The sequence below is a fragment of the Gordonia sp. OPL2 genome, assembly GCF_003797825.1.
GTDB lineage: Bacteria > Actinomycetota > Actinomycetes > Mycobacteriales > Mycobacteriaceae > Gordonia.
The window spans coordinates 74,133-88,127 of record NZ_RKME01000013.1 but is presented as its reverse complement, the minus strand read 5'-3'; the positions used below and the strand labels follow the sequence as shown (position 1 = coordinate 88,127).

The 13,995-nt window shown below is 68.1% G+C and carries 12 protein-coding genes; 10 read left to right on the top strand and 2 right to left on the bottom strand.

Annotated features, from left to right (window positions below; translation table 11 throughout):
• Window positions 1-122: 122 nt before the first annotated feature.
• From EEB19_RS14390 to EEB19_RS14355, 8 genes are all read left to right on the top strand, one after another.
• Window positions 123-857, top strand: coding sequence for a redox-sensing transcriptional repressor Rex (locus EEB19_RS14390; RefSeq protein WP_187587356.1), 735 nt, complete (start codon window positions 123-125; stop codon window positions 855-857).
• Window positions 854-2,293: a glutamyl-tRNA reductase gene (locus EEB19_RS14385; RefSeq protein WP_187587354.1), complete on the top strand. Its 1,440-nt coding sequence runs from the start codon at window positions 854-856 to the stop codon at window positions 2,291-2,293. Before EEB19_RS14390 ends, EEB19_RS14385 begins: the two co-directional genes overlap by 4 nt.
• On the top strand, window positions 2,290-3,249 hold the full coding sequence (gene hemC / locus EEB19_RS14380) for a hydroxymethylbilane synthase (RefSeq protein WP_187587352.1): 960 nt from the start codon (window positions 2,290-2,292) through the stop codon (window positions 3,247-3,249). The genes EEB19_RS14385 and hemC overlap by 4 nt, the downstream gene beginning before the upstream one ends.
• A 114-nt stretch (window positions 3,250-3,363) precedes the next feature.
• Window positions 3,364-5,052, top strand: coding sequence for a bifunctional uroporphyrinogen-III C-methyltransferase/uroporphyrinogen-III synthase (locus EEB19_RS14375; RefSeq protein WP_187587350.1), 1,689 nt, complete (start codon window positions 3,364-3,366; stop codon window positions 5,050-5,052).
• Window positions 5,053-5,247: 195 nt separating this feature from the next.
• The gene (gene hemB, locus EEB19_RS14370) at window positions 5,248-6,225 is read left to right on the top strand and encodes a porphobilinogen synthase (RefSeq protein WP_187587348.1); all 978 of its coding nucleotides are present in this window, start codon (window positions 5,248-5,250) and stop codon (window positions 6,223-6,225) included.
• Window positions 6,226-6,423: 198 nt separating this feature from the next.
• The gene (locus EEB19_RS14365) at window positions 6,424-7,149 is read left to right on the top strand and encodes a hypothetical protein (protein WP_187587346.1); all 726 of its coding nucleotides are present in this window, start codon (window positions 6,424-6,426) and stop codon (window positions 7,147-7,149) included.
• Complete coding sequence (locus EEB19_RS14360; protein ID WP_187587344.1) at window positions 7,136-7,555, top strand: hypothetical protein; 420 nt, start codon at window positions 7,136-7,138, stop codon at window positions 7,553-7,555. The genes EEB19_RS14365 and EEB19_RS14360 overlap by 14 nt, the downstream gene beginning before the upstream one ends.
• A gap of 11 nt (window positions 7,556-7,566) precedes the next feature.
• On the top strand, window positions 7,567-8,277 hold the full coding sequence (locus tag EEB19_RS14355; protein ID WP_262365668.1) for an EbsA family protein: 711 nt from the start codon (window positions 7,567-7,569) through the stop codon (window positions 8,275-8,277).
• 96 nt (window positions 8,278-8,373) lie between these two features.
• On the opposite strand, the gene EEB19_RS14350 is transcribed toward EEB19_RS14355, so the two are convergent.
• Window positions 8,374-10,407 (bottom strand): acyl-CoA dehydrogenase, encoded by a 2,034-nt coding sequence (locus tag EEB19_RS14350; RefSeq protein ID WP_187587342.1) that lies wholly within the window; start codon window positions 10,405-10,407, stop codon window positions 8,374-8,376.
• Between the two features lie 86 nt (window positions 10,408-10,493).
• On the bottom strand, window positions 10,494-11,576 hold the full coding sequence (locus EEB19_RS14345) for a hypothetical protein (protein WP_187587340.1): 1,083 nt from the start codon (window positions 11,574-11,576) through the stop codon (window positions 10,494-10,496).
• Window positions 11,577-11,695: 119 nt separating this feature from the next.
• Between EEB19_RS14345 and EEB19_RS14340 the strand changes: the two genes are divergently transcribed.
• Window positions 11,696-12,439, top strand: a complete 744-nt coding sequence (locus EEB19_RS14340) for a TetR family transcriptional regulator (RefSeq protein ID WP_187587338.1) — start codon at window positions 11,696-11,698, stop codon at window positions 12,437-12,439.
• A 122-nt stretch (window positions 12,440-12,561) separates the two neighbouring features.
• Window positions 12,562-13,725 carry an acyl-CoA dehydrogenase gene (locus tag EEB19_RS14335; RefSeq protein WP_187587336.1) on the top strand — a complete coding sequence of 388 codons (1,164 nt, stop codon included), beginning with the start codon at window positions 12,562-12,564 and terminating at the stop codon, window positions 13,723-13,725.
• Window positions 13,726-13,995 lie beyond the last annotated feature (270 nt).

The following is a 13,995-nucleotide window of genomic DNA, read 5'->3' as shown; positions in this document are numbered from 1 at the left end:
ATCTGGTATCAGCTCCGGAGGAAGGTGACCACAGGGTGAGCGGCAGTGCGACAACGTCGAGGGCCTCGGACCCCGACGGTGACCCTCGCGCCGACTCTGTCGGGGACCCTCCCGCCGACTCCGTGAGTGAGGAACCCGCCTCGGCCGCCCACTCCGCACTGCCCGCCGATTCGGTGCACATCTCCTCCGACATCCCCGAGCCCGCCGTCACCCGCCTGGCGACCTATCTGCACGTACTGCGCTCGTTCAGCGAACGAGGTGTGCTCGTCGCCTCCAGCGTGCAACTGGCCACCGCCGCGGGCGTCAACTCGTCGATCCTGCGCAAAGACCTCTCCCACGTCGGCGCCAACGGCGTCCGCGGCGTCGGTTACGACGTCGGCCGGCTCACCGCCCGCATCAAACTCGCCCTGCACACCGACAGCACGCACACCGTCGCCCTCGCCGGCGCGGGCCGGCTCGGTCGGGCACTGCTCGAACACGCCGGTTTCGGACGTGGCTTCCGCGTCACCGCGATGTTCGACGCCGACCCCCGACTGATCGGCACGATCATCGACGACGGCGGGCCGACTGTCGCGCCGCTGACCGCCATCGTCGACGTCTGCGCAGGTCGCGACGCCGAACCGATCGAGATCGGCGTGATCGCGACCGCCGATCCGGACGCGCAGAAAGCGTGTGACGCCTTTGTCGAGGCGGGCGTACGGCAACTGCTCAACGTCACACCGACGACCCTGAGGACGGAGTCCGATGTCGTCGTGAGGCAGGTTGATCTAGCCTTGGAGTTACAGGTGTTGGCGTTCAACGCGTCGCGATCGCGTGGACGCCGGACAGTCATGGGTGAGGAAACGGTGACGGCGTGAGTGTTTTGTTGTTCGGGGTCTCGCACCGCAGTGCACCGGTCGAGGTGCTGGAACGGCTTGCGGTCTCCGACCACGATCGGCCCAAGATCGTCGACGAGTTGCTCTCGTCGCGAGCGATCTCCGAGGCGATGCTCGTCTCGACGTGCAACCGCGTCGAGATCTACGCCGTCGTCGACGCGTTCCACCCCGCCCTCGAGGCCGTCGGTTCCGTCCTGGGCGAGCACTCGGGGATGACCGTCAACGAGATGACCCGCCACGCCTACGTGCGCTACTCCGAGGCCGCCGTCGAACACCTCTTCACCGTCGCCGCCGGGCTCGACTCGCTCGTCGTCGGCGAGCAGCAGATCCTCGGTCAGATCCGCAACGCCTACCTCAACGCCGACGCCAACCAGTCCGCAGGCCGCGTGCTGCACGAACTCGCCCAGCAGGCACTGCGCGTGGGCAAGCGCGTGCACACCGAGACCGGTATCGACCGGGCGGGCGCATCGGTCGTCTCCGTCGCGCTGCATCGCGCGCAATCCGTGTTGGGCGGTGTCGTCGGCGCGGAGGAGCCCACACTGCGCTCGGCGGTCGTCGTCGGCGCGGGGGCCATGGGTGGACTCGCCTGCGCTCAGCTCGCCCGCGAGGGTGTGCGCGAACTCGTCGTCGTCAACCGCACCGTCGCCAATGCCGAGCACCTCGCCGGCAACGTCGCCGCCAACCACGGGATGGCCGTCCGCGGCGTCGGCCTCGAACACCTCCCCGACGCCATGGCGGCCGCCGACGTCGTCGTCGCGTGCACCGGATCGGTCGGAGCCGTCGTGAGCGTCGGCGAAGTGCACTCCGCGCTCGCCGCCCGCGATCGCACCCGCCCGCTGGTGATCTGCGACCTCGGCCTGCCCCGCAACGTCGATCCGGCAGCCGGGAGACTTCCCGGAGTGCACGTCGTCGACATCGAGGGCCTGCGCGGCGACTCGGAGACTCAGGCAGCCGAAAACGATACCAGCGCAGCACGATCCATCGTCGCGACCGAGCTCGCCGACTACCTGACCCATCAGCGTCAGGCGGAGGTCACCCCGACGGTCGCCGCGCTGCGGCAACGTGCCGCCGACGTCGTCGAGGCGGAGATCCTGCGTCTCGACGCACGCCTGCCCGGCCTCGACGATCCCCAGCGCGACGAGGTCGCCAAGACCGTCCGACGCGTCGTCGACAAACTCCTGCACGCGCCGACCGTGCGGGTCAAGCAACTCGCCTCGACCCCCAACGGCGATCACTACGCCGAGGCACTGCGCGAACTGTTCGAACTCAAGCCCGGCGCCGCCGAGGCGGTCTCCGCACCCGAAGCTCCCGGCTTCGCTCCCGGCGCGGAGAACAGTCGGCCCGCTCGCTTCGCTCCCGGCGCGGAGAACAGTCGGCCCGCTCGCTTCGCTCCCGGCGCCGGCCGGACCGAGAAGTGAGCCCCTTCACCCCCGGCACCGGCGCAATCCGCATCGGCACCCGGGGTTCGTTGCTGGCCCGTACCCAGGCGCAGACGGTCGCCGATGCACTCGCCGCCGCGGGTCATCCCGCCGAGCTCGTCATCATCAAGACCGCCGGCGACGCCTCGCAGGCTCCCGTGGCCGAGATCGGTGTCGGCGTGTTCACCACCGCCATCCGCACCGCGCTGCAGAACCACGAGGTCGACGTCGCGATCCACTCCTACAAGGATCTGCCGACAGCGCCCGAACCCGGCCTGGTCATACCCGCCATCCCACCGCGCGAGGATCCGAGAGATGCCCTGGTCAGCAGGGATGGAATGGTCCTCGGCGAGCTCCCGCCCGGATCCTCTGTCGGCACCTCCGCCCCGCGACGGGCGGCACAGCTTAGAGCATTGGGTCTCGGTTTGGAAATCCGCCCCCTACGAGGCAACCTTGACTCTCGGTTGGGCAAAGTCGCCGGCGGTGAACTCGACGCAGTCGTGGTCGCCCGGGCAGGTCTGGTACGGATCGGCAGAGCCGATGAGGTCACCGAGGCCTTCGACCCGGTGGTGCTGTTACCGGCACCGGCACAGGGCGCCTTGGCCGTGGAGTGCCGCTCCGACGATGCCGAACTGGTGAGAATACTCGCCGAGTTGGACGACGCGTCCACACGTGCGGCGATCGATGCCGAGCGCGCGGTGCTCGCGGCCCTGGAGGCCGGGTGTACCGCACCGATCGGGGCGATTGCCGAGGTGGTCGAGTCAATCGACGACGACGGGCGCATCTTCGCCGAACTGTCGCTTCGCGCGGCGGTGGCGGCCGAGGACGGATCGGACGTGATCCGGGCCTCGGTGGTGGGTCCCGTGGATCGCGCAGCCCAGCTCGGCAAGGATCTCGCCGCCGAACTGCTGGAGCTGGGAGCGGCCGAGCTCGTCGGCCGCGGTTCGCAAGCCTAGCGGCGCCCTGTGCGCCCGAGGTGAGCGGGTCGCGACCTCGGGGTCACTCACCGTCTCGCAACTCCGGTAGCAGAAGGAACTGCAGCTCCGACAGGGGCAGGAGAGTGCGAACTCATGAGCCGTACGAAAAAGGTCAATCCGGGGCGGATCATGTTCGTCGGGTCGGGACCAGGCGACCCCGAACTGCTGACCGTGCGCGCCCGCAATGTGATCGAGAAGGCGACGACCGCCTACATCGATCCTGACGTCCCCGCCGGTGTGGTGGCCATGATCGGCTCCGCCCACATCGTCGATGACGAGGAGACGTCGCGGTCGTCGAAGAACACCAAGACCGCCGCGAAAGAGGCCGCCCAGGCCGCTGCCGGCGCCGACTCTGCCGATCCCGCCGAGCCGACGCAGCCCGTCGGCGACACCGACGAGGAGCACGAGGCCTCGGTGGTGCACCCGGCTCTCGGCGATCCGGCCGAGGTCGCCAAGACCCTCGTCGCCGCGGCGAGGGCCGGCGACGACGTCGTCCGCGTCGTCTCCGGTGACCCCCTCACCACCGACTCGGTTCTCGCCGAGGTCAACGCCGTCGCACGGTCGTCGGTCCAGTTCGAGGTCCTGCCCGGACTGCCGTCGGCCTCCGTCGTGCCGAGCTACGCCGGCATGCCCCTCGGTTCCACCCACACCGAGGCAGATGTGCGCGCCGAGGGCGTCGACTGGGCCGCGCTGGCCGCCGCACCGGGCCCCCTGGTGCTGCACGCCACCGCCGGACACCTCGCCGAGACCGCCAGCGCTCTGACCGAACACGGGATGGCAGCGCAGACGCCGGTCGCGATCACGGTCAACGGCACCACCTGCGCCCAGCGCACCATCGAGGCCACCCTCGCGACGCTCAACGAGCAGGGCAACGCGCTCGTCGGACCGCTGATCCTGACCATCGGCAAGGTCGTCGGACATCGCGGCAAGCTCTCCTGGTGGGAGTCGCGCGCACTCTACGGCTGGACCGTGCTGGTGCCGCGCACCAAGGATCAGGCCGGCGACATGAGCGACCGGCTCCGGTCGCACGGTGCGATCCCCAAGGAGGTGCCGACGATCGCCGTTGAACCCCCGCGCAGCCCTGCCCAGATGGAAAGGGCCGTCAAGGGTTTGGTCGATGGTCGCTACCAGTGGGTGGTGTTCACCTCGACCAACGCGGTACGTGCCGTGTGGGAGAAGTTCGCCGAGTTCGGCCTCGACGCCCGCGCGTTCTCGGGCGTGAAGATCGCCTGCGTCGGCGAGGCCACAGCGGAGAAGGTGCGCACCTTCGGTATCCAGCCGGAGCTCGTGCCGTCGGGGGAGCAGAGTTCGCTCGGACTCCTCGACGACTTCCCGCCGTACGACGACGTGTTCGACCCGGTCAACCGAATCCTGTTGCCGCGCGCCGACATCGCCACCGAGACCCTGTCCGAGGGGTTGCGCGAACGCGGTTGGGAGATCGACGACGTCACCGCCTACCGCACCGTCCGTGCCGCACCGCCGCCCGCCGAGACGCGCGAGATGATCAAGACCGGCGGCTTCGACGCGGTCTGCTTCACCTCCAGCTCGACGGTTCGCAATCTCGTCGGAATCGCCGGAAAGCCGCACGCGCGCACCATCGTTGCGTGCATCGGTCCGAAGACCGCCGAGACCGCAACGGAATTCGGTCTGCGGGTGGACGTGCAGCCGGAGAACGCGTCGGTGACCGAACTGGTCGACGCGCTCGCCGAGCACGCCGCACGTCTGCGCGCCGAGGGCGCCCTGCCCCCGCCGCGTAAGAAGTCGCGTCGTTCGCGCTCCTGAGTGGCGGGTCGCCGACATGAGCGTCACCGTTGGGCAGTCGTCGGCTGGATTATCCGGTCGACGACCCCTCAGCGGTGATGGTGATGCCGGCCGAACCCCCGGTCCCGGAGGAGCGAGCTCGCGAGCGTCACCCGGTCCCTGAGGAGCGAGGCGCTAGCCGAGCGTCACGAAGGGCCACACGAGGAGGAAGCGCACATGGCACCAACGATCCGTCCCCGCCGACTACGCACCACCCCGGCGATGCGACGTCTCGTCGCCGAGACGAACCTCGCACCGTCCGACCTGGTTCTGCCGATGTTCGTCGCCGACGGCATCGACGCACCGCGGGACATCTCGTCGATGCCCGGCGTCGTCCAGCACACCCTCGACTCGCTGCGCAAGGCCGCCGACGACGCCGTCCGCGCGGGCGTTGGTGGACTGATGCTGTTCGGTGTGCCGGCCACGGCCGACAAGGATGCGACCGGGTCTGGCGCGGACGCCGACGACGGCATCCTCAACCGTGCGCTGCGATCACTGGCCGACGACCTCGGCGACAGCACCGTCCTGATGGCCGACACGTGCCTCGACGAGTTCACCGATCACGGTCACTGCGGTGTTCTCGACGAGCGCGGACGGATCGACAACGACGCCACCCTCGACCGGTACGTCTCGATGTCGATCGCCCAGGCGCAGGCCGGCGCGCACCTGCTCGGACCCAGCGGGATGATGGACGGCCAGGTCGCCGCGATCCGCGCCGGACTCGACGACCAGGGACTCACCGACACCGGGATCCTCGCCTACGCCGCCAAGTACGCCTCGGCGTTCTACGGGCCGTTCCGGGAGGCCGTCGGCTCGTCGTTGCAGGGAGATCGGCGCACGTACCAGCAGGACGCCGCCAACCGGATCGAGGCCCTGCGCGAGATCCGCCTCGACCTCGAGGAAGGCGCCGACCTCGTCATGGTCAAGCCGGCGATGAGCTACCTCGACATCGTTCGCGACGCCGCCGAGATCGCCGACGTCCCGGTCGCCGCCTATCAGATCAGCGGGGAGTACTCGATGATCACCGCGGCCGCCGAACGCGGCTGGATCGATCGCGACGCCGCCATCCTGGAGTCGCTCACCTCGATCAAACGCGCGGGCGCATCGATCATCCTCACGTATTGGGCGACCGAGGTGGCCGGCCGGTTGGCATAGGCCTGCACGGTGTGTCGGTGGACGACCAACGTGGCCGGCCAATCGGCGTGGGCCTGCACGGGCGACATGAGAGTCACCACAGCGCCCCGATGAGTGGATAATCCACTCGACTCCTCTCTCTGGTGACCATGATGCGGGCCGACCTCCGCTGGCCGAGCGCCGGACACCGTCGGAACCCCATTCACTACCCTGGGACCCATGACCGCACCGATCCATCCGGCGCCGACGGACCCGGGCACGCGCCCCGAGCGGCCCGACGCCATCTCCATCGCGACCGAACTGTGGGCGGTGGTGATCCTCGGTCAGCTCGTCGCCTACATCGGCCAGTACCCGTGGCTCCGTGACGCCTGGGATCGGCAGATCCGCACTCTCCCCGCGGACACCCCGGCCGAGCAGGTCGAGATGCTCAACTCGAGCGGCACCCTCATCGTCGTGCTCGCCATCTTTGGGGTCGCACTGACCGCGGTGTCGACGTTTCTCGTCCTGATGACGCGCTCGGGTTACAACTGGGCGCGGATCGTCGTCGCCGCGATGGGGGTGTTCATCACGGTCAACGTGGTCTTCACCCTATTCGGCGACATCGAGCCGCAATGGGTCATGATCCCGATGATCATCAGCGGTGTCGCCGCCCTTGGCGGTTCGGTGCTGCTGCTCAGGCGCGAGTCCGAGCAGTACTGCCGCGACATGACCGCTCATCGTCGTCGGCCGCAGTACCCGTCCGGCGGCGGCCCGGGAGCGTCGTCGTGGCCCGGAGGCCCGGGCCATCAGCAGGGTCAGACACCACCGTGGACGTATGGTGGCGGACAGCACAATCCTCCTCAGCACAGCCAACACCCGCACCATCCGCACCCGCACAACCCTGCCCAGTCATCCGGCGACCGACCGCCGTCGAACGAAGGAAACGACAACCGTGGTGAGTCCTGATCCAGCCCAGCGACCCAAGCAGGTCGTCTGGGCCTACCGATGCTGGACGGTCTCCGGCGGATTGCTCGCCGCGCTGGGCGTCCTGTTCATCGTGATCGGGATCGTCAGTTCGGGTCCGACGTTGCTGCCCATCGGCATCGGCGTGATCGTCGGCATCATCGGCGTCGCGTACATCCTGCTCGGCAGCAAGGCCTTCGTCGGTGATGTCCGGTGGCGCTCGTCCCTCGCCGCCCTGACGCTCGTGATGGTCATCCTGCTTCTCGTGGTCAGCTTCGGCCTGCCGGTCCTTGCCTTCGCCTTGCTGGCGGCGATCGTCGGACTGTTCGGCTCGATGATGGCCTACCGTCCCGAAGCCGACACCTGGTACGCACCGGACGCGCCGAAGAAGCCCAGCAAGAAGAAGTGAGCCGGGCAGAGGTGAACGAATCGAGAGACACCGACGACGGCGACGGTGACAACGCTCTGCCCGACGACCCGTCAGGCGTTGCAGACGAGACGGCCGACGCCGGCGGTGACACGGCTACTCCCGGCGACACCTCCGCCGACGACACCTCCGCCGACGATGAGTCCGCAACCGACGAGCCCGCCGCGGACCCGGACTCGGACGACGACACGCCGTCCGAACCGATCGACGACGGCGAGCTGCTCTTCTACGAGCCCGGTGGCAGCTGGTGGGTGGTCGCGATCGGCCCGGTGCTGATCGGAGCGGTCCTCGCGATGGAGATCGCCGGACCGGGCCAGGTGCACTGGCCCGTGCTCATCATCTTCGCGGTCATCCTGATCGGCTTCTCGCTCGTCCAGGTGTACGCCGCGCGTACCCACGTGAGCGTCCGCCTCACCGAGACCACGCTCAGCCAAGGCACGCGCACGATCCCGTTGTCGGACATCACGAAGATCCTCCCGGCCAACAACGGGCCCGAACCGCAGACGTGGGAGAGCGCCCGTGCCCTCGGCGAACTCCCCGCTGTCCCGCGTCGGCGCAAGGGGATCGGCGTCGAGCTCGCCGACGGCGCGCTCGCCCAGGCATGGGCACGCGACGTCGAACGGTTCCGCACCGAGCTGTCCGAGGCGCACCAGGCCGTGCGGATGGGTCTGCCGCCGCGCGGTCGCAACCACACGGGGGACTGACAACCACGGTGGTTGTTCCCCGGGTGGATGACAGCTCCGCACGTGGATGGCGCGGCGAGGTCGCGCGCAGCGCTCAGCGCGGACCGCGGCCCCCGCTCACCCGTTCTGGATCATCGGCGCCGCGAGCAGCTCCTCCGGGATGCCGAAGGCGTCGACGAGACTGGAGATGTGCGGCCGGAGCTCCAGGCACAGCTCGTTGACGCCGCGACGGATCGCCTTCGCCCGCTCCACCGACACCTGTCGATGCATGAGGAACCACGAGAGGTCGTCCTCGAGTGCCGAGTAGACGAACAGATCGCACACCTTGCCCAGCAGTTCGGCCGCCGACCGTGAGTCGCAGTCGTTGATCGCCTGCACGAACGCCTCGAGCACGATGCGCTCGGTGCGCGCATGCCCGACCTTCAGCAGATGATCCTGCGCGTTGTTGAACACCTCGAACGGGTCGTTCTCGTCCTCGGTCGCACGACGCAGCCGCTGCGCGCAGGTGCGCACCAGATGATCCTCGCGATTGCGGAACAGTCGGAGCTGCGTGCCGCGGTTGGTCAGATTCGACTTCTCGGTGTCCTCGTCGGAGCCCTCCAGCAAGGTCTGCACGACCTGGCGCACCGCGGTCTTCTCGACGACCACATCGCGGGCCATGCCGGCGATGAACTTCACCCAGCCGCCGGCCGACAGGCCGCGGACGTCCTCGGCGTACGCCGAGAGCAACTCCTTGGCGACGAGCTGTGTGAGGACGGTGTTGTCGCCCTCGAAGGTTGTGAAGACGTCGATGTCGCCGCGCATGATCGAGATCTGGTTCTCGTCGAGATAGCCTGCGCCGCCGCAGGCCTCGCGGCTGACATTGATCGCGTGCGAGGCGTGCCAGGTCGAGTACGCCTTCAGACCTGCTGCAGCACTCTCCAATTCGCGTTGACGTCCGGCGTCGGAGTCGTCGGGCGACGTCGACTGCACCTCGTGCAGTTCTTCGGTCAGCTCGTTCTGGGCACACGCGATCGCGTACGACTTCGCGATCAGCGGCAACAACTTCCGTTGATGACCCAGGTAATCCATGATGGTGATCTCGTTGTCGGCATCCGGCGCCTCGAACTGCTTGCGCACCAGTCCATATCGGGTGGCCAGCGTCAGCGCCTTGCGTCCGGCGGCACCCGCGGTGGCCGCCACGCTCACCCGACCGCGGATCAGTGTGCCGAGCATGGTGAAGAAACGGCGATTCGGGTTCTCGATCGGTGACGAGTAGGTGCCGTCGGCCTCGACGTCGGCGTATCGGTTGAGGAGGTTCTCGGCCGGGATCCGCACGTTGTCGAACATGATGCGCCCGTTGTCGACGCCGGCGAGTCCACCCTTGTAGCCGCAGTCGCTGGTGGTGACGCCCGGCATGTCGTTGCCGTCGTCGTCGCGGATCGGCACGACGAAGCAGTGCACGCCGCGACTCGACGGTTCCTCGTCGGGTCCCGCGGTGATCAGCTGGGCGAACACGGCCGCCACTCGGGCGTGCTGGGCCGCGCCGCCGATGTAGTCCTTGCGCGCCGACGGCGACGGCGAGTGCACCACGAACTCACGGGTCTCGGGGTCGTAGGTGGCCGTCGTCTCGAGGGCCTGGACGTTCGACCCGTGACCGGTCTCGGTCATCGCGAACGACCCGAGCAGATCGAGGTTGATGATGTCGGAGACGTAGCGGTCGTGGTGGCGCGCCGTGCCCAGGTTCTCGATGGCCCCGCCGAACAGTCCCCACTGGACGCCCGACTTCACCATCAGCGACAGGTCGGCGTAGCCGAGCATCTCGATGGCGGTGATCGACGCGCCGACGTCACCGGTGCCACCGTGATCGGACGCGAAACCCGCTGAGGCGAAACCGTTCTGCGCCAGCTCACGCATCTCCTCGAGCATGCGATCGCGTGCCTCGTCGAGGGTTCTCGAGGGGTCGGGCAACAGATCTGCCCGGTTGGCATTCTCCCGCACCATGTCGCGGGTGCCGCGCCAGCGTCCGTCGAGCACGTACCTCAGATTGTCGACGAGCAGCGCGCGTTCGTCGTCGGAGAGGTCATCGGTGGGCGACGGTGGGGCGACGACCTCCGGATCGTCGCGGACCGGTTCGTCGGATGCGGCGGGGCTCTCGATGGGTGTGGCCATGCCCTCCACGTTACGTACCGACTACCCGCGAGTAGGTCGAATTGTGGCGCCCGCTACACGTTCGCGACGGTATGGTCACGGCCGGATCAACGGAGCGCCCGGCGGTGGCGGAGTTGACCGATGAGATGTGTCGGCACCAGTTCCTCGGGAATCAGGAAGCCGCCGACCGGATCGATACATGTGAGAACGAGCACGCCGGGTGATTCGGTGGCCCGTACGTGTGTGACGCGCACGATCGAGCGTCGCCGCACCACGTCGATCCGCCCGCCGAGGCGGATGGTGATCTCATCCCGTCCGATCTCGGTGGACATCTCACTTCCGGCCGGCACCTCCCGACGGAAGTGTGCTCGCACGCCGACTGTCGAGTAATAGGCGAGTACGCCCAGGATCACGAGTGTCATGCACAGTCCGAGAATGACTCCGTCACGTGTGAGTCCGCCCTGGGCCGCATCGAACAGGGCGACACCGAGGAGGGGCATGGGTGCGGTCGCGGCGGTGAGCAGTACACCCGGGCTGCGCCTCGTCGCACGGGCGAGGCGGTCGGGGAGTGCGGCGTCCGCGCGTGCGACGGTACGGACCGCGCCGTCGTCGCGGACGTCGACGCGCGGCCGGATCGGGTGTGACGTCGGCGGGCGGCGTGAGCCCGGTTGTGGGATGACTCGTCCTGTCAATCGTTCGCGGGTCGCCGGTGGGACGAGTTCGTCCGGGATGACGAGCGTGGTGTGTCCGCCGGTGATCACCAGCGACGAAGCGATATGTCGGACGCGGGCGATCTGCTCGACGGCCATCGCGTTGTAGACGTCGCCGTATCCGAACCCGATCCATTCGGGCCCGATGTCGGCGTAGATCGGTGTGCCAACGGGGATCCTCAGTCGCGATTGCCGCGGGCCGGTCACGAAGATGAGCGAGACGGCGAAGACCGCGAGCGTCATCGCTCCGAACACCGGGGACAGCACGAGTGTCAGAAGATCGAGATCGCCCGACCCGAAGGTGTATTCGACGTGCGACCACGCAGGCGGCCCGACGACGAAGGCCGGACCCAGAATCCACCAGATGACGCGCTTTCCCGCGTACTCCGCCCGGCCCATGCGGGCGACCATCGCAGCATCGGCAACGGTATGGGTGCGGATCGCGCCTCCGGGGAGGGGGCTGGTTCGCGTCGGAGGCACGGCGACTCCTGGGTCTCGACTCGGGGTTGTCGTGAATTGGACGCACTCGGGTCGTCGATAGGGTGTCGTCTGTTCGGACGAATCCTGTGGGTCTCGCGGCCTCGCGCATACTGTCACCCATGCCGAATGCTTCGACCACCGCCGACGACCCGGCCGACTTCCGCGTGCACGTCGTCGCGGTCTCGATCCGGCTGTTCGCCGAGCAGGGCTATGAGTCGACGACGGTCGAGCAGATCGCGGCCGCGGCGGGGATCTCGCGTCGCACCTTCTTCCGGCAGTTCGGGGCGAAGGAGGACGTGATCTTCGCCGACCACGAGTCGCTGCTGGATCAGGTCGCCGCCCACCTCGACGGAGCCGGGGGAGACCCGTGGGTCGCCGTCTGCTCGGCCGCCGAACTCGTCTTCGGCCACTTCCGGGCCGCCCGGGAGATGGCCGTCCGCCGATTCCACATCGTGCAGGGGGTCCCGGCGCTGCGCGATCGCGAACTCGTCACCACCTACCGGTACCAGCGGCTCTTCGAGGACTTCCTCCGCACGCGGCTGCCCGGGGAATCGCCGGTCCGGATCGTCGGATACGCGGCTGCGGTGACCGGTGCGCACAACTATCTGCTACGCGCGATGATCCGCGGCGACGACGACGCCACACTCGAACGTCTGCGCACCGAACTCGACCACACCCGGATCGCGTTCGACGGGTGGGCCGACCTCTCCGACGGGCCGCGCTCGGACGCTGCGGACCGCGACCTCGCCACCACGGGGACGGTCGTGTCGGTGGTGACCTATCCCGCCGGGACCCCTCCGGCGGAGATCATGCGACAGGTCGGTGAACAACTACGCGGTGACCGCGATGATCGCGGACAATGAAGGTGGCGGTAGAGCAGGTTGACATGGCACTGAGTGCCGTGGTGCACTACCCTAGAACTGGACATTGGCACTCAGTGTCGCACTTTCCGGAGAGTGTGGTCGCTGGGTCGTAAGGAGTGATCATGGCGTTCGGCAATCCCGACTTCCCCGTTTTCGAGCTGCCCGAGGAGCACGTCGCGCTGCGCGAGGCGATCCGCGCTCTTTCCGAGAAGGAGATCGAGCCGCACGCCGCCGACGTCGACGAGAACTCCCGGTTCCCGCAGGAGGCCCTCGATGCCCTCGTGGCGTCGGGCTTCAATGCCATCCACGTGCCCGAGGCGTACGACGGCCAGGGCGCGGACTCGGTGGCCGCCTGCATCGTGATCGAAGAGGTCGCGCGGGTGTGTGCGTCGTCGTCGCTGATCCCCGCCGTGAACAAGCTCGGCACGATGGGCCTGATCCTCAACGGCTCTGAGGAACTCAAGAAGCAGGTGCTGCCCTCGATCGCATCGGGCGAGGCGATGGCGTCGTACGCGCTCTCCGAGCGTGAGGCGGGCTCTGACGCCGGGTCGATGAAGACCCGTGCCCGCAAGGACGGCAGCAATTGGGTCATCAACGGCTCGAAGTGCTGGATCACCAACGGCGGCAAGTCCTCCTGGTACACCGTCATGGCGGTCACCGATCCGGAGAAGGGCGCCAACGGCATCTCGTCGTTCATGGTGCACGAGGATGACCCCGGTTTCACCGTCGGGCCGCTGGAGAAGAAGCTCGGCATCAAGGGCTCGCCGACCGCCGAACTCTACTTCGAGGACTGCACCATTCCCGAGGACCGCATCGTCGGCGACGAGGGCACGGGCTTCAAGACCGCGCTGCAGACCCTCGACCACACCCGCCCGACGATCGGCGCGCAGGCCGTCGGCATCGCGCAGGGTGCGCTCGACAAGGCGATCGAGTACGTGAAGGACCGCAAGCAGTTCGGCCAGTCGATCAGCAAGTTCCAAGGCGTCGAGTTCATGATCGCCGACATGGCGATGAAGGTCGAGGCCGCCCGCCTGATGGTCTACACCTCGGCCGCTCGCGCCGAGCGTGGTGAGAAGAACCTCGGGTTCATCTCCGCCGCGTCGAAGTGCTTCGCCTCCGACGTCGCGATGGAGGTCACCACCGACGCCGTCCAGCTGTTCGGCGGTGCCGGGTACACCCGCGATTTCCCGGTCGAGCGCATGATGCGTGACGCCAAGATCACCCAGATCTACGAGGGCACCAACCAGATTCAGCGCGTCGTCATGAGCCGCGCACTGCTGCGCTGACGACTGCACCGCTGTTCCCTGAGGAGCGAGGCGACCGCACCGCTGATCCCTGAGGAGCGAGGGGCACGCACCGCCGATCCCTGAGGAGCGAGGCGATAGCCGAGTGTCACGAAGGGTCCCTTCGTGACACTCGCAAGCTCGCTCCTCAGGGATCGGAGGTGGCAAGCTTGTTCCTCAGGGATCGACGGCGGTGAGCTCGCTCCTCAGAGGATCGGGGGCAGCCTCGCTCCTCGCGGATCAAGAGCCGCAATCTCGACGAGCGGACCGCGA

Bases quoted from the DNA above. Each gene is read 5' to 3' on its own strand.
- EEB19_RS14375 (WP_187587350.1), top strand. From the start codon at position 3,364: ATGAGCCGTACGAAAAAGGTCAATCCGGGGCGGATCATGTTCGTCGGG.
- hemB (WP_187587348.1), top strand. From the start codon at position 5,248: ATGGCACCAACGATCCGTCCCCGCCGACTACGCACCACCCCGGCGATG.
- EEB19_RS14365 (WP_187587346.1), top strand. From the start codon at position 6,424: ATGACCGCACCGATCCATCCGGCGCCGACGGACCCGGGCACGCGCCCC.
- EEB19_RS14350 (WP_187587342.1), bottom strand. From the start codon at position 10,407: ATGGCCACACCCATCGAGAGCCCCGCCGCATCCGACGAACCGGTCCGC.
- EEB19_RS14340 (WP_187587338.1), top strand. From the start codon at position 11,696: ATGCCGAATGCTTCGACCACCGCCGACGACCCGGCCGACTTCCGCGTG.
- EEB19_RS14335 (WP_187587336.1), top strand. From the start codon at position 12,562: ATGGCGTTCGGCAATCCCGACTTCCCCGTTTTCGAGCTGCCCGAGGAG.